19 protein-coding genes and 3 pseudogenes are annotated in these 22,730 nt (G+C 53.4%); 18 read left to right on the plus strand and 4 right to left on the minus strand.

All coding sequences use genetic code 11. The annotated features are described in order from the left end of the window. Positions 1-27 precede the first annotated feature (27 nt). Positions 28-693 carry a transcriptional regulator TctD gene (gene tctD / locus O3W44_RS18145; RefSeq protein ID WP_269294139.1) on the plus strand — a complete coding sequence of 222 codons (666 nt, stop codon included), beginning with the start codon at positions 28-30 and terminating at the stop codon, positions 691-693. Next, positions 690-2,077: pseudogene (locus O3W44_RS18150) on the plus strand (sensor histidine kinase). The gene tctD and the pseudogene O3W44_RS18150 overlap by 4 nt, the downstream one beginning before the upstream one ends. On the opposite strand, the gene O3W44_RS18155 reads toward O3W44_RS18150, so the two are convergent. After that, a complete protein-coding gene (locus O3W44_RS18155) occupies positions 2,058-2,957 on the minus strand; it encodes a DMT family transporter (protein WP_269294140.1) in 900 nt (299 codons plus the stop codon). The pseudogene O3W44_RS18150 and the gene O3W44_RS18155 sit on opposite strands and share 20 nt — an antisense overlap. A gap of 215 nt (positions 2,958-3,172) precedes the next feature. Here O3W44_RS18155 and pdxB point away from each other — a divergent pair, with 215 nt between their 5' ends. The 14 genes and pseudogenes from pdxB to hisP all read left to right on the plus strand — a co-directional run bounded on the left by pdxB (position 3,173) and on the right by hisP (position 16,526). Beyond that, on the plus strand, positions 3,173-4,306 hold the full coding sequence (pdxB, locus tag O3W44_RS18160; protein ID WP_269294141.1) for a 4-phosphoerythronate dehydrogenase PdxB: 1,134 nt from the start codon (positions 3,173-3,175) through the stop codon (positions 4,304-4,306). Positions 4,307-4,489: 183 nt separating this feature from the next. Beyond that, positions 4,490-5,500: an aspartate-semialdehyde dehydrogenase gene (locus O3W44_RS18165; RefSeq protein WP_269294143.1), complete on the plus strand. Its 1,011-nt coding sequence runs from the start codon at positions 4,490-4,492 to the stop codon at positions 5,498-5,500. Beyond that, positions 5,500-6,303, plus strand: coding sequence for a tRNA pseudouridine(38-40) synthase TruA (gene truA / locus O3W44_RS18170; RefSeq protein ID WP_269294144.1), 804 nt, complete (start codon positions 5,500-5,502; stop codon positions 6,301-6,303). Before O3W44_RS18165 ends, truA begins: the two co-directional genes overlap by 1 nt. Before the next feature lie 32 nt (positions 6,304-6,335). Then, the gene (locus tag O3W44_RS18175) at positions 6,336-6,989 is read left to right on the plus strand and encodes a DedA family protein (RefSeq protein WP_269294145.1); all 654 of its coding nucleotides are present in this window, start codon (positions 6,336-6,338) and stop codon (positions 6,987-6,989) included. Positions 6,990-7,145: 156 nt separating this feature from the next. Further along, the gene (accD, locus tag O3W44_RS18180) at positions 7,146-8,057 is read left to right on the plus strand and encodes an acetyl-CoA carboxylase, carboxyltransferase subunit beta (RefSeq protein ID WP_269294146.1); all 912 of its coding nucleotides are present in this window, start codon (positions 7,146-7,148) and stop codon (positions 8,055-8,057) included. Positions 8,058-8,146: 89 nt separating this feature from the next. After that, positions 8,147-9,415, plus strand: coding sequence for a bifunctional tetrahydrofolate synthase/dihydrofolate synthase (gene folC, locus O3W44_RS18185; protein WP_269294147.1), 1,269 nt, complete (start codon positions 8,147-8,149; stop codon positions 9,413-9,415). Further along, positions 9,405-10,124 (plus strand): cell division protein DedD, encoded by a 720-nt coding sequence (gene dedD / locus O3W44_RS18190; protein WP_269294148.1) that lies wholly within the window; start codon positions 9,405-9,407, stop codon positions 10,122-10,124. The genes folC and dedD overlap by 11 nt, the downstream gene beginning before the upstream one ends. 264 nt (positions 10,125-10,388) lie before the next feature. Further along, a complete protein-coding gene (cvpA, locus tag O3W44_RS18195) occupies positions 10,389-10,874 on the plus strand; it encodes a colicin V production protein (protein WP_269294149.1) in 486 nt (161 codons plus the stop codon). Positions 10,875-10,911: 37 nt separating this feature from the next. Further along, on the plus strand, positions 10,912-12,429 hold the full coding sequence (gene purF, locus O3W44_RS18200; protein ID WP_269294150.1) for an amidophosphoribosyltransferase: 1,518 nt from the start codon (positions 10,912-10,914) through the stop codon (positions 12,427-12,429). Between the two features lie 119 nt (positions 12,430-12,548). Further along, positions 12,549-13,118: a UbiX family flavin prenyltransferase gene (locus O3W44_RS18205; protein ID WP_269294151.1), complete on the plus strand. Its 570-nt coding sequence runs from the start codon at positions 12,549-12,551 to the stop codon at positions 13,116-13,118. Positions 13,119-13,366: 248 nt separating this feature from the next. Then, positions 13,367-14,148, plus strand: a pseudogene (gene argT / locus O3W44_RS18210) (lysine/arginine/ornithine ABC transporter substrate-binding protein ArgT). Positions 14,149-14,344: 196 nt separating this feature from the next. Then, a complete protein-coding gene (locus O3W44_RS18215; RefSeq protein ID WP_269294152.1) occupies positions 14,345-15,031 on the plus strand; it encodes a histidine ABC transporter permease HisQ in 687 nt (228 codons plus the stop codon). Next, positions 15,028-15,744 carry an ABC transporter permease gene (locus O3W44_RS18220; protein WP_269294153.1) on the plus strand — a complete coding sequence of 239 codons (717 nt, stop codon included), beginning with the start codon at positions 15,028-15,030 and terminating at the stop codon, positions 15,742-15,744. The genes O3W44_RS18215 and O3W44_RS18220 overlap by 4 nt, the downstream gene beginning before the upstream one ends. Positions 15,745-15,752: 8 nt before the next feature. After that, complete coding sequence (hisP, locus tag O3W44_RS18225; RefSeq protein ID WP_269294154.1) at positions 15,753-16,526, plus strand: histidine ABC transporter ATP-binding protein HisP; 774 nt, start codon at positions 15,753-15,755, stop codon at positions 16,524-16,526. Between the two features lie 46 nt (positions 16,527-16,572). Here the strand turns inward: hisP and O3W44_RS18230 are convergent, their stop codons facing one another. Continuing rightward, positions 16,573-17,472 (minus strand): TIGR01777 family oxidoreductase, encoded by a 900-nt coding sequence (locus O3W44_RS18230; RefSeq protein ID WP_269294155.1) that lies wholly within the window; start codon positions 17,470-17,472, stop codon positions 16,573-16,575. Positions 17,473-17,727: 255 nt separating this feature from the next. On the opposite strand from O3W44_RS18230, the pseudogene yfcF reads away from it, so the two are divergent. Continuing rightward, a pseudogene (gene yfcF / locus O3W44_RS18235) lies at positions 17,728-18,368 on the plus strand (glutathione transferase). A 108-nt stretch (positions 18,369-18,476) separates the two neighbouring features. Beyond that, the gene (yfcD, locus tag O3W44_RS18240) at positions 18,477-18,992 is read left to right on the plus strand and encodes an NUDIX hydrolase YfcD (RefSeq protein ID WP_269294156.1); all 516 of its coding nucleotides are present in this window, start codon (positions 18,477-18,479) and stop codon (positions 18,990-18,992) included. 88 nt (positions 18,993-19,080) lie between these two features. Here the strand turns inward: yfcD and O3W44_RS18245 are convergent, their stop codons facing one another. Next, positions 19,081-20,343, minus strand: a complete 1,263-nt coding sequence (locus O3W44_RS18245; RefSeq protein ID WP_269294157.1) for a 4-aminobutyrate--2-oxoglutarate transaminase — start codon at positions 20,341-20,343, stop codon at positions 19,081-19,083. 193 nt (positions 20,344-20,536) lie between these two features. Continuing rightward, positions 20,537-22,681 carry a phosphate acetyltransferase gene (gene pta, locus O3W44_RS18250; RefSeq protein WP_269294158.1) on the minus strand — a complete coding sequence of 715 codons (2,145 nt, stop codon included), beginning with the start codon at positions 22,679-22,681 and terminating at the stop codon, positions 20,537-20,539. Positions 22,682-22,730: the final 49 nt, after the last annotated feature.

Raw genomic sequence — 22,730 nt, forward strand, 5'->3', positions numbered from 1 at the left:
TGCCCGGAAAAAATGACAGGATGTGATATGCGTCTCTTACTGGTTGAAGATACGGTTGAACTGGCGCGCTGGTTACAGAAGGCGCTGACGCAAAAAGGATTTGCAGTAGACTGGGTCGCTGATGGTGTAGCGGCGGACCATATGTTGCAGAGCGAGGAATATGCGCTGGTGGTATTAGATGTCTCACTGCCACGGATGGATGGCCTGGAAGTGCTGTCGCGACTGCGGCGGCGGGGGCAAAATGTGCCGGTATTATTACTTACCGCGCGAAGTGCCCTCGACGATCGGGTGCGCGGTCTTAATCAGGGCGCGGATGATTACCTTACCAAACCGTTTGAACTGGATGAGCTGGAAGCGCGTTTACGTGCGCTGCTGCGGCGCAGCCAGAGTCAGTCGTCGCAAAGCCAGGCGCTGGGGCAACTGGTGCTCGACAGTGAAGGCTATTTCTTACTGGCTGAGAAACCGCTGGCGTTGACGCCTCGCGAATCCAGCATCCTGACGACGTTGATGCAACGACGCGGCCGGCCGGTTTCGCGTCAGCATTTGTATGAACAAACCTTTACTCTTACCGACGATGCCAGCCCGGAAAGCATCGAACTTTATATTCATCGGGTACGCAAAAAACTGGCGGGAAGCGATGTGGCCATTGTGACGCTGCGCGGCCTCGGCTATAGCCTGGAAACGCTCGCGTGAGGTTTATCCACTCGTTACGCGGCGAACTGCTGGTCTGGCTTGGCATCCCGCTGATGTTGCTGTGGGGATTATCGGTTTATACCCATTATCAAAGCGCACTCCATGCCGCCAATCAGGCTTACGATCGCTCGCTGCTGGCGTCGGCGCGTACCGTTGCCGAGCGGCTGGTCGTGCGTCATCAGCAGCTTGAAGTTGATGTGCCGTGGGTGGTGCTCGACAGCTTTGAGCGCAACATGAACGACCAGCTTTTTTATCAGGTGCTTTCGCCAGAAGGTAAAACACTTTCCGGCTATGATGATCTGCCGCCCATTCCGCCCGCCAGCCAGCTTTCTGATATTTATCCCGCGCTGGTGCATTTTTATGATGCCCGCTACCACCAGCAACGTATTCGCGTCGCCGCGCTGTGGCAGCCAGTGAGTGAGGCGGGAGTGAACGGCATGGCGCTGGTGCTGGTCGCGGAAACCCTCAATTCACGTCAGGCCTTTGCCGAAGGGTTACTGCGCACGGCGCTGCTCAGTCAAAGCTTTCTGGTGTTAATCACGCTGCTGCTGGCAGGGTTGATGCTGCGTCGCGTTCTGCGGCCGCTGCGCCGTTTATCCCGCATTGTGCTAAAACGAGACGGCAGTGAATTAACACCGCTTCCTTCGCTGCCCTGGTCTGAACTGCAGCCGCTTATTATTGCTTTTAATCGTTATCTTGAGCGACTGCGCGGATTGCTGGCGCGACAAGATCGCTTCAGTGCGGATGCGGCGCATCAGCTGCGCACGCCGCTGGCGATCCTGAAAACGCAGGTAGGCGTGGCGCTGAGCAGCCCCGTCCTGAACAGTGGCAGGAGAGCCTGCTGGGTATGCGTCACACGTTAGATGACACGATTTTACTGACGGATCGCTTATTGCAGTTAGCGCGTATCAAAGCGCGACACGGTGAAGAAGAGCCGCTGGCGCGCGTCGATTTGGCGGCTATTTTGCGCGATGCCTGCTTCAGCAGCTATACGGCAGCAAGAAACAAACATATCGATCTCGGTTACGAGGGTGATGAAAAGGGAGACGTTTATGGCGATGGCGTATTGCTCGGCGAGCTATGCGCTAATTTGCTGGATAACGCCATTAAATATACGCCTGTAAACGGAACCGTGACGGCCCGGTTACAGGCGGGGATCGTTGAGATAGAAGACAGCGGGCCAGGCATTTCAGACAGGGATCAGGAAAAAGCGTTACAGCCTTTTTCCCGACTCGATCACGGTAGTTTGCAGCCTGGCGCGGGAATTGGTCTGGCATTAGTGCAGGATATCTGCGTCTGGCACAGTGCGACGATGACGCTGGATCGCAGCCCGCTGCTCGGCGGACTACGGGTAACGATCAATTTCAAACCCGATCAACGCTAACCGGTTTGCGGCTTGTCAGTGGTGTTTTTAATCGCTGCGCCAGGATGACGCCAGCCAGGGTCAGGCCCCCGCCAATCCAGTGATAACTGTGCAGATGTTCATGCAGGAACAGCACCGCGATAACTGCGGTAAAGAGGGGCGTCAGATTCATGAAAATGCTGGTAGTGCTGGCTCCCAAACGCTGTACGCCCTGGATCCACAAAAAGGGCGCAATAATGGAGGCAAACAAGCCAGCAAAGGCCACTAGCGGCAGATTGTGCAGGTTTAGCGAGACGTCGGGCGCAGACAGAAAGCCGGGCAGCAACAGCAGCACGCCAAATAAAATCTGCACATACAGGCTGCGCCAGGTGGGCAATGGAATCGACCAGCGTTTCGTCAGCACGCCATACAGCGCATAAGAAACGGAAGCGGCAAACATCATCAGCTCACCTTTGCCGAGGCCGTGACTCAGCAACTGCGGCAGATCTCCCTCACTGACCAGCCACACCAGCCCGGCGAAAGAGATAATGCTGCCCAGCAGGATGCCGACAGTAGGCGCGAGGCGCAGGATCAGGACGCTCAGCAACACGGTAAGCAGCGGAATTAACGCGCCAATAATCCCCATAAACAGGGCGCTTACGCTGTGTGCGGCGTAATAGGCCAGGCTTTGATAAAGCACCATTCCCAGCAGGCCGAGAAGCAGTAAGCGCCACAGATGCGGCGTGATTTGTTGACGTTGGCGCCATACGCCGGGCAGCACAAATGGTGTCAGCACCAGCAACGCCAGCAGCCAGCGATAAAAAGAGATCGCCGCTGGATCAATGGCCCCTGCTGATAATTTGCTGACAATTGAGTTGATCGACCAGATCAACACGGCAACCAGCGGAAAATAAAAAACCATAAGTGTTCTCCAGACAGTAATATGCGCGCAGTGTACGCCTGTCAGGTTTTATTCTTCGATAACTTTTTCATGTCACTTATCTTCCCTGAACCGTCGCTAACCGGTGAACGACACCAGCGCAAGGCATCGCCTCGATGGATATCGTGCACGGTTAGGCTAACGCATGGCTTTGTGCCAAAATAACCGCCTCAAAAGCAACAGACAGGAAAGCCGTGGTGAAGATTCTCGTCGATGAAAATATGCCCTATGCCCGTGAACTGTTCAGCCGTACCGGCGATGTACTGGCGGTGCCGGGACGTCCGTTACCGGAAGCCGAACTGGCTGATACTGATGGCCTGATGGTGCGGTCAGTAACCCAGGTAAACGAAGCGTTATTAGCCGGTAAGCCGGTTAAATTTGTCGGCACCGCAACGGCGGGTACCGATCATATTGACGAAGCCTGGCTGCAACAGGCGGGCATTGCTTTTTCTGCCGCGCCGGGCTGTAACGCCATCGCCGTAGTGGAATACGTATTTTCTGCTCTGCTTTTACTGGCGGAGCGCGATAGCTTCGAACTTCGCGATCGTACCGTGGGCATTGTGGGCGTTGGCAATGTGGGTGGCCGCTTGCAAAAGCGCCTTGAAGCCTGGGGCGTGAAAACGTTGTTATGCGATCCGCCACGTGCCGATCGCGGGGACGAAGAGGATTTTCATTCGCTGGAAGAGTTGGTTAAACAAGCGGATATTCTCACCTTCCATACGCCACTGTTTAAAGATGGCCCCTATAAAAGCTGGCATCTGGCTGACGCGGCGCTGTTAATGGCGCTGAAGCCCAACACCATTTTAATTAACGCCTGTCGCGGCCCGGTGGTTGATAATGCCGCGCTGCTGGAAGTGTTGAAAATGCGTTCAGATCTCAGCGTAGTGCTGGATGTCTGGGAGCCAGAACCGGAGCTGTCGCTGGAACTGCTCGACAGCGTTGATATCGCGACTGCGCACATTGCGGGCTACACGCTGGAAGGCAAGGCGCGCGGCACAACGCAGGTGTTTGAAGCCTGGAGTGCCTTTATCGGACAGCCGCAGCAGGTGCCGCTAAGTGAGCTGCTACCTACACCGGAATTTAGCCACATTACCCTGCATGGCCCACTCGATCAGCCAACACTGAAACGACTGGCGCATCTGGTGTATGATGTGCGCCGCGATGATGCCCCCTTGCGAAAAGTGGCTGCCATTCCCGGTGAATTTGATCGCCTGCGTAAGCAGTATGAAGAGCGACGCGAATGGTCCTCATTACAGGTGGTTTGTGATGAGCGCGCAACGGCTGATTTGCTGAATCAACTTGGTTTTAACGCAATATTTTCCCCAAAATAATCCGCGTTGCAGCAGGGCGGCAAGCGTGTGAATCTCCAGGCGCTTACTTCAGTAAGTGACCGGCGGTGAACACACGCAGCAAACGCCTCTGCGGCGTGGGGTATAAAGGGGGAATAAATCTGAATTCCTGGGCGGTGACATCACCGCCTTCTGTTTTTATGTCATTGTCTGGAGTAAACCAACATGTCTGACGGCTGGAATATTGCGCTACTTGGCGCGACAGGCGCAGTAGGGAACGCTGTACTGGAGCTGCTGGCTGAACGCCAGTTCCCGGTTGGTGAGTTGTATTTGCTGGCGAGTGAAAACAGCGCCGGTGAAACCAAGCGTTATGAGGGACGTTCCGTTCAGGTACAAAACGCAGCGGAGTTTGACTGGTCACACGCGCAGCTGGCATTTTTTGTTGCCGGACGTGACGCATCGGCCCGTTATGCTGAAGAAGCCGCTAATTCAGGTTGTCTGGTGATCGACAGCAGCGAACTGTTTGCTCTGTCGCCGGATGTACCGCTGGTGGTGCCGGACGTTAACGCACATGTACTGGCAGATTACCGTAATCGCAATATCATCAGCGTGGCTGACAGCCTGGTCAGTCAACTGCTCACTGCACTCAAACCTCTCACCGATGCGGCAGGTTTAGGGCGTTTACAGGTCACCAACCTGATTGCCGTCTCTAATCACGGCAAACGCGCAGTTGATGCGCTGGCGGGTGAGAGCGCACGTTTACTCAACGGCGTGCCTGCGGATGAGCATTTCTATGGCCGCCAGCTGGCGTTTAACCTGCTGCCACAGCAGGCTGATGCGGAAGGCAGCGTTGAGAGCGAGCGTCGCCTGGTTGATCAGGTGCGTAAAGTGCTACAGGACGACGGTTTGCCCATCGCGGTCACCAGCGTGCAGGCACCTGTGTTTTACGGTAATGCGCAAATTGTTCACGTTGAGAATTTGCGTCCGCTGTCGGCAGAAGAGGCGCGTGCAGAACTGGCCCTGACCGCGGATATTAACCTGAGCGAAGAGAGTGATGTCCCGACGCCCGTGACGGATGCCTCTGGTCATGGCGAGCTGAGTATTGGTGGCGTGCGTAATGACTACGGTATGCCGGAATTGCTGCAATTCTGGTCTGTAGCCGATAACGTCCGCTTCGGTGGCGCGCTGATGGCAGTGAAAACAGCTGAAAAACTGGTTCAGGAGTACTTCTATTAATGTCCGATAGTCAGATGCAGAAACTGGCGCTCGGCATTGAGTATGACGGCAGCCGCTATTACGGCTGGCAGCGTCAGCAGGAAGTGCGCAGCGTACAGGAAAAGCTGGAGCGGGCGCTGTCAAAAGTCGCGGATCATCCGGTGAGTGTCTTTTGTGCCGGACGTACCGATGCAGGCGTACACGGTACCGGACAGGTGGTGCATTTTGAAACCACCTCACGCCGCGCTGACGGTGCCTGGACACTGGGTGTAAATGCCAATTTGCCCGCTGATATTGCTGTGCGCTGGGTTAAAGCCGTGCCCGATGAATTCCATGCGCGCTTTAGCGCCACGGCACGACGCTATCGCTATGTGATTTACAACCAGCGCCTGCGCCCGGCGATTTTAGGCAGCGGCGTGACGCATTTTTATCATCCCCTGGATGCGGAAAAAATGCAGCGCGCAGCTCAGTGTTTGTTAGGCGAAAACGACTTCACGTCGTTCCGTGCCGTGCAGTGCCAGTCACGAACGCCATGGCGTAACGTCATGCATGTGAATGTGACGCGCCAGGGGCCATATGTGATTGTTGATATCAAGGCTAACGCCTTTGTACATCATATGGTGCGCAATATTGTGGGTAGCCTGATGGAAATTGGTTGCGGCAATCAGCCCGAAACGTGGATGGCAACCTTACTGGCTGCGAAAGATCGCACGCTGGCAGCGGCAACGGCGAAAGCTGAAGGGCTGTATCTGGTGGCGGTGGATTATCCATCCCACTTTGCGTTACCACAGCCGTCGATGGGACCCTTGTTCCTCGCGGATTAATTCACTTAAAGCATGACGGATAAGGGAGCGTTATGGAGTTTATCCATTTTTTGGTCGATTTTATTTTGCACATTGATGTGCATTTAGCCGAGCTGGTGGCGCAGTACGGTATCTGGATTTACGCCATTTTGTTCCTGATCCTGTTCTGCGAAACGGGGTTAGTGGTCACGCCATTTTTACCGGGTGATTCACTGCTGTTCGTTGCGGGTGCGCTGGCGGCATTGCCAGGTAACGATCTCAACGTTCATCTGATGGTCACGCTGCTGGTGATTGCGGCGATTCTGGGCGATGCCGTCAACTACACTATTGGTCGTCTGTTTGGCGAGCGTCTGTTCAGTAACCCGAACTCCAAAATTTTTCGCCGTAGCTATCTCGATAAAACGCATGCGTTTTACGCTCGTCACGGCGGAAAAACCATTATTCTTGCGCGTTTCGTGCCAATTGTGCGCACGTTCGCCCCCTTTGTTGCCGGAATGGGGCACATGTCCTATCGTCATTTTGCGCTGTTCAACGTTACCGGCGCATTAGCATGGGTGCTGCTGTTCTCCTATGCGGGTTACCTGTTTGGTGACTTGCCTGTGGTGCAGGAAAACCTCAAACTGCTGATTGTCGGCATTATCGTGGTCTCAATTTTGCCGGGTGTGATTGAAATCTGGCGTCATCGCCGTCAGGCTAAACAGCACTGACAGCCGTAAACGGTCACGTCGCTCAGGGGTAAGACCAGATTTTTATCCACAGTCTGAACGGGTTGTGGTTTAATGAGCGACATTTCCCGTCTGCTGAGGCTAAATCAGCAGCATCAAGACGACTGGACCAGGTCAGTTTTAACAGAAAGGTCATCAATGAGCTGGATTGAACGCATTCTTAATAAAAGCAATATTACGCCTGCGCGCCGCGCCAACATCCCTGAAGGGGTCTGGACGAAGTGCGACAGTTGTGGCCAGGTACTTTACCGTGCCGAGCTGGAGCGTAATCTTGAAGTCTGCCCGAAGTGCGACCACCACATGCGTATGCATGCCCGTGAGCGCCTCGCGAGTTTTCTCGATCAGGGTACACTGGTAGAGCTGGGCAGCGAGCTGGAACCGAAAGATCTGCTGAAGTTCCGCGACTCGAAGAAGTATAAAGATCGTCTGGTTGCGGCACAAAAAGCAACCGATGAGAAAGATGCGCTGATCGTAATGAAAGGCCAACTTCACGGTATGCCCGTTGTGGCTGCAGCTTTTGAATTTGCCTTTATGGGCGGTTCGATGGGTTCTGTCGTGGGTGCGCGTTTTGTCCGCGCGGTTGAGCAGGCTCTGGAAGAGAACTGCCCGCTGATTTGCTTCTCCGCCAGTGGCGGCGCGCGTATGCAGGAAGCTCTGATGTCGCTGATGCAGATGGCAAAAACCAGCGCAGCATTAGCAAAAATGCAGGAACGCGGTCTGCCTTATATCTCTGTGCTGACTGACCCAACCATGGGTGGCGTCTCTGCCAGCTTTGCGATGCTGGGCGATTTGAACGTCGCGGAACCAAAAGCACTGATCGGTTTCGCCGGGCCGCGTGTTATCGAGCAAACCGTGCGTGAAAAATTGCCACCGGGCTTTCAGCGCAGTGAGTTTTTGATTGAAAAGGGTGCGATTGACATGATCATCCGTCGCCCGGAAATGCGCTATAAACTGGCGAGCCTGCTGGCAAAAATGACGAACCTGCCGGCACCGCTGCATGATGGTGACCAGTCTGCACCAACGACTGAGCCGGAGAGCAACGAGGCCTGACAGGAGATAGAAAGGCGCGCCGGTCGCGCCTTTTACCAATGCACCGTATACCCTTCACAGACCGGGTATAAATTTGCAAAACGGGACATATGGACACTCTTCACCTTCCTCAAGCCACGTCGCCTTTGGCCACGTGGCTTTATTATCTTGAGCACCTTCATACTCAGGCCATAGAACTGGGACTGGATCGTATTCGCCAGGTGGCGCGACGTCTGGATCTGCTGAAGCCTGCGCCTTTCGTTTTCACCGTCGCGGGCACCAATGGCAAAGGCACAACCTGCCGCACCCTGGAAACCTTGCTGATAGCAGCCGGTTATCGCGTGGGCGTTTACAGCTCCCCGCATCTGGTGCGGTATACCGAGCGCGTGCGCGTTCAGGGTCAGGAGCTGAGTGAAGCCCTGCACACTGCCAGCTTTGCAGAAATCGAAGCTGGACGCGGTGATATCTCGCTAACCTATTTTGAATTCGGCACGTTATCGGCCCTGAACCTGTTCCGGCAATCACAACTTGATGTGGTGATTCTGGAAGTCGGCCTCGGCGGTCGTCTGGATGCCACCAATATCGTTGATGCTGATGTGGCGGTCATTACCAGCATCGCGCTGGATCACACCGACTGGCTGGGCCCGGATCGTGAAAGCATTGGCCGCGAAAAAGCAGGCGTGTTTCGCGCAGGCAAACCGGCGATAGTTGGCGAACCTGATATGCCAGACAGTATTGCTGCAGTAGCAAACGAGAAGGGCGCGCAACTGCTACAGCGCGGCCGGGACTGGTCATATCGTCAACAAGCCGAAAGCTGGTCGCTGCGCGATGTGCAGGGCGATCTTAGCGATCTGCCGCTGCCACAGGTGCCTTTGCCGAATGCTGCCACTGCGCTGGTTGCGCTGCGTGCGTCGGGATTAACGGTCAGTGAAGCGCAGATTCGTGCCAACCTGCCGCTGGCGGTTTTACCGGGGCGTTTTCAGACCGTAAGCGAATCACCGCGCGTGATTTTGGATGTGGCACACAATCCACATGCGGCAGCCTATCTGGCGTCGCGTCTTGCGACTTTACCCGCGCAGGGTGCGGTTCATGCCGTGGTAGGCATGCTGCATGATAAAGATATTGCGGGCACCCTGGCGGCATTAGCACCAGAGGTTGATTACTGGTACTGCGCGCCGCTGGAAGGGCCGCGCGGTGCAACCGCTGAACAGTTAATGATGCATTTGCCGCAGGCGCAGGCTTTTGCCGATGTTGACAGCGCATGGCAGCAGGCGCGCCAGCAGGCACAGCCGCAGGACATCGTACTGGTGTGTGGCTCCTTCCACACCGTTGCGCAGGTCATGGAATCGATGGAAACGGAGAAAGAGCGTGGCGAGTAAGTTTCAAAACCGTTTAGTCGGAACCATTATTCTGGTCGCCGTTGGCGTGATTGTGCTGCCAGGGCTGCTGGATGGCAAAAAGAAGCATTATAAAGAAGAGTTCGCCGCTATTCCGCTAGTGCCTAAACCAGACGATCAGCAGGACAGTGAAATGGTGCCGCCGGTGACCCAGTCTCTGCCCGCTCAGCCACCTGAAGGTGCCGGCGCGGCAGTGGATAACAGCAGCGGTAAAGCGAACAGCGTGGCTGAGCATGGCAGTAACAAACCCGCGGATAACAGCGAACCCAGTGTCGTCACGCCGCCGCCAGTTCATCAGCCTGCGCCTGTGCCGCCGGTGAGTCAGCCTAAGCCGAAACCGGTTGAGCAACCCAGGCCAAAACCGCAGCCTAAGCCGGTTGAGCAACCGAAGCCAGTTGAACAGCCTAAACCGGCGGAACAGCCAAAAGCAGCAGAGTCCGCACCAGCTGGTCAGGCTTATGTGGTGCAACTTGGTGCCCTGAAGAACGCCAGCAAGGTCAATGAGATCGTCGCGCAGTTGCGTTTATCGGGCTATCGCGCTTTTACCGTACCGTCTACGCCAGTGCAGGGACAAATTACCCGCATCTATGTTGGCCCTGACGCGTCAAAAGCGAAGCTGCAAAGCTCTGTTTCTGAGCTAAAAAGCCTTTCCGGTTTAGGTGGTGTGGTTAAACCGTACAGCACCCGCTAAAAGATCAATTGATGTTGCCGATAGCAATAACAGGCAGCCTCTTTTTAATCTGGAGATGCCCGGTTAAAGGATTAAAAAAGCATAAGTAAGTTAGTTTTCAAGACGTTAAATTTTTGATAATCCCATGGGCGAGGAAGGGATTTTTTCATCGCCCTTTTTATGGAAACAGAAAAAGAAAACCGCTACGCAAACGTTTTCTTTTTCTGTTAGAATGCGCCCCGAACTGGATGCAGGGGTGCAAATGCGCTGGCGCTGGAAGAGTTCATGATCTGGATTGATTACGTCATTATTGCGGTAGTTGGTTTTTCGGCTCTGGTCAGCCTGATCCGTGGGTTTGTTCGGGAAGCCTTATCTCTTGTTACCTGGGGATGTGCGTTTTTTGTCGCCAGTCATTACTACGCCTACCTTGCAGTCTGGTTTACAGGTTTTGACGACGAACTGGTTCGTAACGGTATCGCTATCGGGGTGCTGTTCGTGGCTACCCTGATTGTGGGAGCGATTGTGAACTACGTTATCGGCTCGCTGGTGGAAAAAACTGGCTTGTCGGGAACCGACCGGGTATTGGGAGTCTGTTTCGGGGCGTTGCGTGGTGTGCTGATTGTAGCTGCTATGCTCTTTTTCCTTGATACATTCACAGGATTTTCGAAAAGTCCGGACTGGCAACAGTCTCAACTCATTCCCCAGTTCAGTTATATAATCAGGTGGTTTTTTGATTACCTGAAAAGCACGTCGAGTTTTTTACCCCGGTGACGCTACCGGGAGTGCGGCTTAATGAGGAAATGACAACATGTGCGGTATTGTCGGTATCACCGGTTTCATGCCGGTAAACCAGTCGATCTATGACGCGTTAACGGTGCTTCAGCACCGCGGGCAGGATGCCGCAGGCATTTGTACTATTGATGCGCTGAATTGCTTCCGCCTGCGTAAGGCAAATGGCCTGGTCAGCGACGTTTTCGAAGCACGCCACATGCAGCGTTTGCAGGGCAATATGGGCATCGGTCACGCACGTTATCCAACGGCGGGCAGCTCCAGCGCCTCTGAAGCGCAGCCCTTCTATGTAAACTCGCCGTACGGTATTACTCTGGCGCACAACGGTAACCTGACCAACGCGCACGAACTGCGTAAAAAGCTGTTCGAAAAAGGCCGTCGCCATGTTAACACCACTTCAGACTCTGAGATTCTGCTGAATATTTTCGCGCAGGAGCTGGATCGTTTTCAGCACTATCCGCTGGAAGCTGACAATATCTTTGCCGCCGTGGCCGCAGTACATCAGCAGGTGCGTGGTGCGTATGCGGTTGTGTCGATGATTATCGGTCACGGCATGGTTGCGTTTCGCGATCCGAACGGTATTCGCCCGCTGGTGCTGGGCAAGCGAGTTATCGCTGATGGCCGCACCGAATACATGGTGGCCTCTGAAAGCGTGGCGCTGGATACGCTGGGCTTTGAATTTATCCGTGACGTTGCACCGGGTGAAGCGGTTTATATTACTGAGCAGGGCCAGCTTTCTACCCGCCAGTGTGCCGAAAACCCGAAAAGCAATCCGTGCCTGTTCGAATACGTCTATTTTGCACGTCCGGACTCTTTCCTCGATAAAATTTCTGTCTACAGTGCACGTGTGCGTATGGGCACCAAACTGGGCGAAAAAATTGCCCGCGAGTGGGAAGATCTGGATATTGATGTTGTTATCCCGATTCCAGAAACTTCAACTGATATCGCGCTGGAAATTGCCCGTATTCTGGATAAACCGTATCGCCAGGGTTTTGTGAAAAACCGTTATGTGGGCCGTACCTTTATCATGCCGGGTCAGCAGTTACGTCGCAGCGCAGTGCGCCGCAAACTGAACGCTAACCGCGCTGAGTTTCGTGATAAAAACGTCCTGCTGGTTGATGACTCTATTGTGCGTGGCACCACCTCAGAGCAAATCATTGAGATGGCGCGTGAAGCGGGTGCAAAACGTGTTTACCTGGCATCAGCGGCACCAGAAATCCGTTTCCCGAATGTGTACGGCATTGATATGCCAAGCGCAACTGAACTGATTGCTCACGGTCGTGAAGTGGATGAAATTTGTCAGCTGATCAAAGCCGATGCACTGATTTTCCAGGACCTGAACGATCTTATCGAAGCAGTACGTGAAGAGAACCCAGACATTACCCAGTTTGAATGCTCGGTATTTAACGGGGTTTACGTCACCAAAGATGTTGACCAGCGTTATCTGGAATATCTCGAATCCTTGCGTAATGACGACGCAAAAGCGATTGCGCGTCAAAATGAGGTCGAGAACCTCGAACTGCACAACGAAGGCTGAGACTTTGTGTTAAGCCAGTAAACCGTACCGGCAGTGAAAAAAGGCGAGAGCAATCTCGCCTTTTTCTATTTTATGCAGCCGCGTTATGATGGCCCACTTTGAGACAGCAAGGCTGAATTATGAAACGACTCATCATTGGCATTTCTGGTGCCAGCGGCGTGATCTACGGCGTGCGCATGCTGCAGGTTTTACAGCAGGTGGAAGAGGTGGAAACACACCTGGTGATGAGCCAGGCGGCGCGTCAGACGCTGGGGCTGGAAACCGATTACAGCTTACGGAATGTGCAGGCATTAGCGGATGTGGTGCACGATGTGCGCGATATTGCGGCAACGATTTCCTCTGGCTCCTTTAAAACTCTCGGCATGGCCATTCTGCCGTGCTCAATGAAAACCCTGTCGGGTATTGTGCACAGCTACAGCGATTCTTTATTAACACGTGCCGCCGATGTGGTATTGAAAGAGCAGCGCAAGCTGGTGCTTTGTGTACGTGAAACACCGCTACATCTGGGCCATTTACGCATGATGACTACTGCTGCTGAGCTTGGGGCCATTATCATGCCACCGGTTCCTGCCTTCTATCATCGTCCACAAAACATTGAAGAGCTGGTTGATCAAACCGTAAATCGCGTTATTGACCAGTTTGATATCGAATTACCGGAAGATTTGTTTACGCGCTGGCAAGGTGCATAGATTGCACTTTTATGGTGCATCCGCGCGCCAGGGATCACTCTTCGTGCATTTAATGCACCAAAAGTTAACAACATCGCTTTTTCTCGGTGACATCGCTGATATATTCCCTCACAAACAGCGCATTTTCGCCTGTTCAGCGTCACGCTAAGTATGCTGATAACTTGCAGAACTGGCATGAAACATGCAAATTAACCTGCGCAAACACATCACGTAGCACATAACAAAAAGCACTTACTTGAGGGTAATCTATGAAAAAGCGTGTTCTGGCTCTTTCTCTGATGTTGGGCTTGTCCAGCGCCGCCAGCGTCTTCGCTGCGCTCCTGGCTCTATCCGCATCGGAACTGATCCAACTTACCCACCGTTTGAGTCAAAAAACGCGCAAGGGCAGTTAGTGGGCTTTGATATCGATCTGGCCAATGAAATTTGCAAACGCATTAACACTAAATGCACCTACGTTGAAAGCGACTTCGATGCGCTCATTCCTTCTCTTAAAGCCAAGAAAATTGATGCCATCATTTCATCACTTTCAATCACAGCAAAACGTCAGGAAGAGATCGCCTTTTCTGAAAAACTCTACGCTGCCAATGCACGCTTAGTGGCACCGAAAGGCGCAAAAATTGAGCCAACTGTCGACTCTCTGAAAGGCAAAAATATTGGTCTGTTGCAGGGTACAACCCAGGAAACCTATGCCAATCAATACTGGCGACCAAAAGGCGTAACCGTCACGCCGTATGCTAACCAGGATTTGGTTTATCAGGACCTGAATGCGGGCCGTATTGATGCTGCGTTCCAGGACGAAATTCAGGCAAGTGAAGGCTTTCTGAAGCAGGCTGTCGGTAAGAACTACGCCTTTGCCGGTCCGGCCGTGAAAGATGACCAAATCTTTGGCGTCGGCACCGGTATGGGCCTGCGTAAAGGGGATACTGAACTGAAAACCGCTATCGACAAAGCCTTTGATGAGATGCGCAAAGACGGGACTTACGACAAGCTGGCGAAGAAGTATTTTGATTTTAATGTATATGGTGACTAACTAAACCTGTCCTTTATACCCGTCATACTTCGCGCTGCAGGTGCGTTGGCTGCGCTCGCTCCCCCGGTCACTTACTTGAGTAAGCTTGCGGGGAGGAGCGAACTTGCTGCCTTCCTGCAACGCGAATTATTTAGGTATAGCTGCGAGCTGATGTGAGCAGGCAGCACTTTGTTTAACCCCACGACAGGACCTTTCCATGTTGTATGGCTATTCTGATGTAATTCTTAAAGGCACACTGGTGACGCTTGAGCTGGCGCTCAGTTCAGTGCTGCTGGCGGTTATCCTCGGCTTGATTGGCGCGGGTGCTAAGCTGTCGCGCAGTCGACTTTTAGCCGTAATTTTTGAAGGCTATACCACGCTGATCCGTGGCGTTCCCGATCTTGTTCTCATGTTGCTGATCTTCTACGGTCTGCAAATTGCCTTAAACCAGGTCACTGATGCGCTTGGCGTTGCCCAGTTCGATATCGACCCGATGGTGGCCGGTATTATTACGCTTGGCTTCATTTACGGAGCCTACTTTACCGAAACCTTCCGTGGTGCATTCCTCGCCGTACCAAAAGGGCAAATTGAAGCGGCAACCGCCTTTGGCTTTACCGGTTCGCAGGTTTTTCGCCGCGTTTTATTTCCGGCGATGATGCGTTATGCACTGCCTGGCATTGGAAACAACTGGCAGGTGGTACTGAAAGCCACGGCACTGGTGTCGTTGCTGGGCCTGGAAGATGTGGTGAAAGCAACGCAACTGGCCGGTAAAAGTACCTGGCAACCTTTCTACTTCGCGATCGTCGCGGGTGTGATTTATCTGGTGTTTACCACGCTGTCGAATGGCGTGTTGTGGTGGCTGAACCGCCGCTACTCAGTGGGTGTGAAAAGGGCAGAGTTATGATTGATATTATTCAGGAATACTGGAAATCGCTGCTCTGGACCGATGGCTATCGCTTTACCGGCGTTGCGATCACCCTTTGGCTGCTGATTTTTTCCGTGGTAGCAGGGGGCTGCATGGCCGTGCTGTTAGCCATTGCCCGCGTGTCACCCAATCGCTGGATCAGCCTGCCGGTGTGGCTGTTCACCTATGTCTTCCGTGGCACGCCACTTTATGTGCAAATGCTGGTGTTTTATTCCGGCATGTACACGCTGGAGATTGTGAAAGGCACTGAACTGCTTAACGCCTTCTTCCGTAGCGGTCTCAACTGTACGCTGCTGGCGTTTACGTTAAATACCTGTGCGTATACCACGGAGATTTTCGCCGGTGCGATACGTGCTGTGCCACACGGTGAAATTGAGGCGGCCCGCGCTTATGGTTTCTCAACCTTCAAACTTTATCGCTGCATTATTCTGCCTTCTGCGCTGCGCACGGCTTTGCCCGTGTACAGCAACGAAGTGATTTTAATGCTGCACTCGACGGCGCTGGCGTTTACCGCCACGGTCCCGGATCTGCTAAAAATTGCGCGTGATATTAATTCGGCAACGTACCAGCCGTTTACCGCATTTGGCATCGCCGCCGTGCTTTATCTCATTATCTCTTACGTGTTGATTAGCCTGTTCCGCCTGGCGGAGCGCCGCTGGCTAGCGCACGTGAAACCCTCTTCATCGCATTGAGTAAGACTATGGCTGAAAATAAATTAAGCGTCACCGAATTGCATAAACGTTACGGTGAACATGAAGTGCTGAAAGGGGTGTCGTTACAGGCCGATGCCGGGGATGTCATCAGCATTATCGGCTCGTCAGGTTCAGGAAAGAGTACCTTCCTGCGCTGTATTAACTTCCTGGAAAAGCCAAGCGAAGGCACGATTAATGTAAACAACGAGCAGATTGGCCTGGTACGCGACACCGACGGTCAGCTTAAGGTCGCAAATAAAGAGCAGCTGCGCACGTTGCGCACTCGCTTAACCATGGTATTTCAGCACTTCAACTTGTGGAGTCACATGACGGTGCTGGAAAATGTCATGGAGGCACCGATTCAGGTACTCGGTTTGAGCAAAGCGGAAGCGCGTGAACGTGCGATTAAATACCTCGATAAAGTCGGAATTGATGAACGTGCGCGGATAAAATATCCGGTGCATCTCTCTCGGGGGCAGCAGCAGCGTGTGTCAATTGCACGCGCCCCGGCAATGGAGCCGGAAGTGCTGCTGTTTGATGAACCGACCTCGGCGCTCGATCCTGAATTAGTGGGCGAAGTGCTGCGCATCATGCAGAAGCTGGCAGAAGAGGGCAAAACCATGGTGGTGGTCACGCATGAAATGGAGTTTGCCCGCCACGTGTCCAGTCACGTCATCTTTCTGCATCAGGGCAAAATTGAAGAACAGGGAGCGCCAGACGAACTGTTTAACAATCCAAAAAGTCCGCGCCTGCAACAATTCCTTAAAGGCTCACTGAAGTAAAAAATATCCCGCGTCGTTGCGGCGCGGGATATTTTGCCAGGGTGTCTCAGGTTTTTACCACATCCTGCAACGCTTCCTGTAAATCATAATAGCGAAAGCCAAATCCTGAGGCTTCCAGCCGTTTTGGCAGCACATGCTGCCCGCCCAGCACTAACACCGACGATTCGCCCATCATCAGTTTGATGGCACTGGCAGGTGTACGCATAAAGGCCGGACGATGCATTACATGGCCCAGCGTGGCGGCAAACTGTTCGTTGCGCACCGCATAAGGCGCCACCATGTTGAACGGACCGCGCAGATCCTCGTTGTCCAGCAGCCACAGAATAGCGTTCACCATGTCGTCAATGTGGATCCACGGCAAATATTGTTTTCCACTGCCGATCGGCCCACCAATGCCTAGCCTGAAGGGCAGTTTCATTTTGCTGAGCGCGCCGCCCTCTTTTGCGAGGACCACGCCGGTACGCAGCAAACAGACACGTGTCCGCTCGCTTTGGGCGCTGAGCGCCAGTTGTTCCCAGCGTGAGCACAACGTATGGGTAAACTCATCATGCCCCGGATCATCTTCTGTCAGTACCAGTTCACCCGTATTACCATAAAAACCCGTTGCCGAGCCAGAAATTAACACCTTTGGTGGCGAGAGGCTGGCGTTAATCAGTGAGGCGATACGCTCGGTGATTTGCCAGCGACTTTCGCATAGCTGTTGCTTGTGAATTTCAGTCCACCGCTTATCGGCGATGGGTTCGCCAGCCAGGTTAATCACCGCATCAACGCCATCCAGATTCTGCTGTTGCGCCAGTCCGGACCAAAATGCGATACCTTCACCCAGCTTGTCACGTGCGCCAACAACATCACGGGTGACAACGCTGATGTGATGACCAATCTGTTGCAGACGAGGGATCAGGTGACGACCAATCAATCCTGTCCCACCCGTAATTAAGATATGCATGTTGCGACTCCTTATTACCCGTCATACTTCAAGCCACAGGCAGGGACAATGTCTCATTTTTCTGCAGCGCGAATTATCGGGGATGTATCGTTTTTTTGTTTTCCGCTTTATTCAGCATAGAAGAGCGAGGCAAGTGTGGCGTGAGCCGCTTCGATGTTTCACGCCTGAGAGCAAACATCGGACCAGCCAGGCGTTGCCTTCGTAAATAAAAATCGGTAAACATGATGCAACCCTGATAGCTAATTGAGGTAGCAGATGAATTATCCGTCCATCACCCTATGGTCTGATTCATCATTTTTTAGCCCTTACGTCATGTCGGTTTACGTTGCGCTCACGGAAAAAGGCATCCCTTTTAGTCTCAAACGCATTGACCTGTCACGCAATCAGCAACTTGCTGCGGAATATCGTGAGCTCTCTTTAACCTGCCGCGTACCCACGCTACAGGTTGATAACTTTTCCTCAGCGAATCCTCCGCTATCACCGAATATCTTGAAGAGCGGTTCCCTGCGCCGGAATTTGAACGCCTCTATCCACGCGATCGGGAGAAACGCGCCCGGGCCCGTGAAATGCAGGCATGGTTACGCAGCGACTTCATGTGGATTCGGCAGGAGCGTCCGACGGAAGTCCTGTTTGCAGGTGAGCGTTTTCCGCCTTTAACCCCAACCGCGCAGCAGTCTGTGGACAAGTTAGTGGCCGCAGTACAACGCCTGTTGCTTGAAGGGCAGCAGAATTTGTTTGGCGAATGGTCGATTGCCGACACCGATTTAGCGGTGATGCTTAACCGACTCGTGTTACACGGCGACAACTTGCCGGTGCAACTTCAGCATTACGCTGAATTTCAGTGGCAGCGGGCTTCGGTACAGCTGTGGTTGGCGGAAAGTGGCAAAAATCGATAATTTTTGTGGCTTGCTCAAGCTAACGGAAGTGATTACCTTACGCCACACTATGATAAAGCGTTGGCAATCAGTGCGTGCTACAGGGCACGTCTAAACAGGTGGGTACGGATGGTGGATCAAATGGGTAGCGACGTTGAGTGGGTCGATATCGTTAGCGAAGAGAATGAAGTCGTAGCACAGGCAACCCGTGCGCAAATGCGTGCACAATGTCTGCGTCACCGCGCTACCTACATCGTAGTACACGATGGCATGGGCAAGATTTTGGTACAACGCCGCACTGAAATTAAAGATTTCATGCCGGGTAAACTGGATGCTACAGCGGGTGGCGTGGTACAGAGCGGTGAAGATCTGCTGGAATCAGCACGACGCGAAGCGGAAGAAGAACTGGGCATTGCTGATGTTCCTTTCGCTGAGCACGGTAAATTCTACTTTGAAGATCAACACTGCCGCGTTTGGGGCGGTTTATTCAGCTGTGTTTCTCACGGCCCGTTTGCCATGCAGGAAGAAGAAGTCGATGAAGTATTGTGGATGACGCCGGATGAAATTACCGCGCGTTGCGATGAGTTCACAGACGATTCGTTGAAGGCGCTATCGTTGTGGTTAAGCCGTAACGGCGAAAAGTAAGGTTGAATGTATTGCCAGAGAGAGCGATCGGATCGAGGCAGCTTCGCCCGATCGCCCTCTAAGGTGAGTGTAAGGCTATTTCGGTGAATCAGTGTTCGGCCAGAATAGCAGCCAGGCGCGTCAAGGCTGTATGGAACTGCGCATCAGGGATAGTCAGCGGGTAAAGGAAGCGAATCACATTGTTATGCACCCCGCAGGTAAGCAGTATCAGGCCCTGGGCCAGCGCCTCGTTTTGGATTGCTTTAGCGGTTGCAGCACAAGGTTTGCCGCTGGCATCGTGAAATTCAGCGGCGATCATTGAGCCACGACCGCGCACCTCTGCCAGTGCTCTGCAACCCGCGCTTTTAAGTGTTTCAACTAACTGGTCACCAAGCTGATTTGCGCGCGCGCAAAGATTCTCATCTTCAATCACCTCAAGCACCGCCAGCGCGGCAGCAATGGCTGGCGGGCTGCCAGCATAGGTGCCGCCTAATCCACCAGGCAAAGGGGCATCCATCACTTCAGCACGTCCCGATACCGCTGACAGCGGCATACCGCCTGCCAGGCTTTTTGCCATCGTAATTAAATCGGGCTGAACATCGGGATAATATTCACTGGCGAACAGCTTGCCGGTACGGGCAAAGCCGCACTGGATTTCATCAGCAATCAGTAAAATGCCATGTTGATCGCACAGCTGACGCAAGGCGTTCACAAATTCCGCAGGTGCCACATTAAAACCGCCTTCGCCCTGAATGGGTTCGTAGATAATGGCCGCAACCTGTTGTGGGCTGATATCGCTGCGAAAGATTGCCTGCAGGCTCTCCAGCACGTCTTCAAGGCGACAGCCGTGCAGCGCGTTCGGATAGTGCGCATGGAAGACGGAACCCGCAAACGGACCAAAGCCGGTTTTATACGGCGTCACTTTGCCGGTCAGCGACAGGGTCATGTGGGTGCGACCGTGAAACGCGCCAGTAAAGGCGATCACGCCGGGACGGCCGGTGGCCGCTCGTGCAATTTTGATGGCGTTCTCAACGGCTTCGGCACCCGTTGTGAAAAAAGTTGTTTTTGCGCGACCGGCAACGGGCACATGTTGATTGAGCTTTTCTGCCAGCGCGATGTAATTTTCATAAGGGACAATCTGAAAGGCGGTGTGGGTAAAACAATCGAGCTGATCTTTTATCGCGGCGATCACTTTTGGGTGACGGTGCCCGGTGTTTAATACGGCAATTCCGGCACTGAAATCGGTGTATTCCCGGCCTTGATGATCCCACAGCGTGGCATTTTCGGCCTTTACCGCATAAAAATCACACATTACGCCTACGCCGCGCGGTGTGGCATTGAGACGACGTGCCTGCACTTCACTGTTGCTCATATCTCCACCTCATGCTTTTTCAAACCGGTTGCCATCAGGAAACTCGCCTGTTCTATTTTTAGCTTTTTATGCGACGAGAAGTCCAGCACCAGGCTGTGCAATACGGGGCTGCATCTGATTCTTGCCAGGGAGGAGAGGAAAAGAGGTAAAAAAAGCACGCATCGCTGCGTGCTTTTGTTGTCGCTGAGAGTAGTTAGCCTTCAGCCTGTTTCGACTGAATAGCAGTCAAGGCGATGGTATAGACGATGTCATCAACCAGTGCGCCGCGAGAGAGATCGTTGACCGGCTTGCGCATACCTTGCAGCATTGGGCCGATAGAGATCAGATCGGCTGAACGCTGTACCGCTTTGTAAGTGGTGTTACCGGTGTTCAGATCCGGGAAGATAAACACTGTTGCACGCCCCGCAACTGCTGAGTTTGGCGCTTTCGATTTAGCCACATCTTCCATGATGGCTGCGTCATATTGCAGCGGGCCATCAATCACCAGGTCAGGACGTTTCTCTTGCGCAATGCGGGTCGCTTCACGCACTTTTTCCACGTCGCTACCGGCACCAGACGTCCCGGTTGAGTAGGAGATCATCGCCACGCGCGGATCAATACCAAACGCTTTAGCAGAGTCAGCAGACTGAATAGCGATCTCAGCCAGTTGTTCAGAAGTCGGGTCCGGGTTGATCGCACAGTCACCATAAACCAGAACCTGCTCTGGCAGCAGCATAAAGAATACGGACGAAACCAGTGAGCTGTTCGGGGCTGTTTTGATCAGCTGCAATGGTGGGCGAATGGTGTTAGCCGTGGTGTGAACCGCACCAGAGACTAAGCCGTCAACCTCACCGCTTTCCAGCATCATAGTACCGAGCACCACATTGTCTTCCAGCTGTTCCTGCGCCACGACTTCCGTCATGCCTTTGCTCTTACGCAGCTCAACCAGACGTGGAACGTAGTTTTCACGCACAACAACCGGGTCGACGATCTCAATGCCGGTGCCTAATTCAACGCCTTGCGCAGCGGCGACTCGTTGGATCTCATCTGGATTTCCCAGCAGCACACAGGTCGCAATGCCACGATCGGCACAGATTGCAGCTGCTTTAACCGTACGTGGCTCGTCACCCTCTGGCAGCACGATGCGTTTGCCCGCTTTGCGCGCCAGTTCAGTCAGTTGATAACGGAACGCTGGTGGCGACAAGCGGCGGCTGCGTTCAGAGGTTGCCGTAAGTGACTCAACCCACTCAGCATTGATGTAGCTGGCAACGTATTCCTGCACTTTTTCAATACGCTGAGTATCATCCGCTGGCACTTCAAGATTGAAGCTTTGCAGGCTCAGGGAGGTTTGCCAGGTGTTGGTTTTTACCATAAAGACCGGCAGGCCAGTCTGGAAAGCCCGCTCGCAGAGTTTGGCGATACGCGGATCAATTTCATAGTTACCGGTTAACAGAATGGCACCAATTTCAACGCCATTCATCGCTGCCAGGCAGGCGGCAACCAGCACATCCGGGCGGTCGGCTGAAGTAACCAGCAATGAACCGGGGCGGAAATGCTCCAGCATGTGCGGCAGACTGCGGGCACAGAAGGTAACAGACTTAACGCGGCGCGTTTGAATCTCACCCTCGTTGATGACGCGTGCATTTAAGTGGCGGCACATATCGATAGCGCGCGTAGCGATTAAATCAAAGCTCCACGGCACACAACCCAGCACCGGCAGCGGGCTGTCAGCAAACAGCTGATCGGGATCGATATTGGCAATGCTGGCTTTAGAGGAGTCATCAAAGATTTCGGAAAGATCCGGGCGCGTGCGACCCTGCTCATCTACCGGCGCATTAAGCTTGTTGATAATAACGCCCGTGATGTTTTTGTTTTTCTTGCCGCCGAAGCTGCTTTGCGTTAACTCAATGCGCTCTTTAAGCTGCGCCGGAGAGTCATTGCCCAGCGACATAACAAACACGATTTCCGCATTTAAGGTTTTGGCAATTTCATAGTTCAATGCGGTAGCGAACTGGTGCTTACGGGTCGGCACTAACCCTTCGACTAACACCACTTCAGCATCCTGCGTATTAGCATGATAGCGCGCAATAATCTCTTCCATTAAGACGTCTTGCTGGTTTGATCCGAGCAGCGATTCAACCCGCGACATCTGCAACGGTTCAGCCGCAGGAATAGAGGAGTTTTTACGAATGATGGTGGTGGTCTGGTCCGGTTTATCGCCACCGGTACGCGGTTGTGCAATAGGTTTGAATACGCTGAGACGAACGCCTTTGCGTTCCATCGCGCGAATAACGCCAAGGCTGACGCTGGTCAGGCCGACGCTGGTACCGGTCGGAATGAGCATGATTGTACGTGACACGGTTGAACCTCTCAGGTGTTGCAGGGTGTCAAAACAACGCCGTCAGCCT

This window comes from Pantoea sp. LMR881 (assembly GCF_027157825.1).
Classification (GTDB): Bacteria; Pseudomonadota; Gammaproteobacteria; order Enterobacterales; family Enterobacteriaceae; genus Pantoea; species Pantoea haifensis.

Bases quoted from the DNA above. Each gene is read 5' to 3' on its own strand.
- tctD (WP_269294139.1), top strand. From the start codon at position 28: ATGCGTCTCTTACTGGTTGAAGATACGGTTGAACTGGCGCGCTGGTTA.
- O3W44_RS18155 (WP_269294140.1), bottom strand. From the start codon at position 2,957: ATGGTTTTTTATTTTCCGCTGGTTGCCGTGTTGATCTGGTCGATCAAC.
- O3W44_RS18165 (WP_269294143.1), top strand. From the start codon at position 4,490: ATGTCTGACGGCTGGAATATTGCGCTACTTGGCGCGACAGGCGCAGTA.
- truA (WP_269294144.1), top strand. From the start codon at position 5,500: ATGTCCGATAGTCAGATGCAGAAACTGGCGCTCGGCATTGAGTATGAC.
- O3W44_RS18175 (WP_269294145.1), top strand. From the start codon at position 6,336: ATGGAGTTTATCCATTTTTTGGTCGATTTTATTTTGCACATTGATGTG.
- accD (WP_269294146.1), top strand. From the start codon at position 7,146: ATGAGCTGGATTGAACGCATTCTTAATAAAAGCAATATTACGCCTGCG.
- folC (WP_269294147.1), top strand. From the start codon at position 8,147: ATGGACACTCTTCACCTTCCTCAAGCCACGTCGCCTTTGGCCACGTGG.
- cvpA (WP_269294149.1), top strand. From the start codon at position 10,389: ATGATCTGGATTGATTACGTCATTATTGCGGTAGTTGGTTTTTCGGCT.
- purF (WP_269294150.1), top strand. From the start codon at position 10,912: ATGTGCGGTATTGTCGGTATCACCGGTTTCATGCCGGTAAACCAGTCG.
- O3W44_RS18205 (WP_269294151.1), top strand. From the start codon at position 12,549: ATGAAACGACTCATCATTGGCATTTCTGGTGCCAGCGGCGTGATCTAC.
- O3W44_RS18215 (WP_269294152.1), top strand. From the start codon at position 14,345: ATGTTGTATGGCTATTCTGATGTAATTCTTAAAGGCACACTGGTGACG.
- O3W44_RS18220 (WP_269294153.1), top strand. From the start codon at position 15,028: ATGATTGATATTATTCAGGAATACTGGAAATCGCTGCTCTGGACCGAT.
- hisP (WP_269294154.1), top strand. From the start codon at position 15,753: ATGGCTGAAAATAAATTAAGCGTCACCGAATTGCATAAACGTTACGGT.
- O3W44_RS18230 (WP_269294155.1), bottom strand. From the start codon at position 17,472: ATGCATATCTTAATTACGGGTGGGACAGGATTGATTGGTCGTCACCTG.
- yfcD (WP_269294156.1), top strand. From the start codon at position 18,477: ATGGTGGATCAAATGGGTAGCGACGTTGAGTGGGTCGATATCGTTAGC.
- O3W44_RS18245 (WP_269294157.1), bottom strand. From the start codon at position 20,343: ATGAGCAACAGTGAAGTGCAGGCACGTCGTCTCAATGCCACACCGCGC.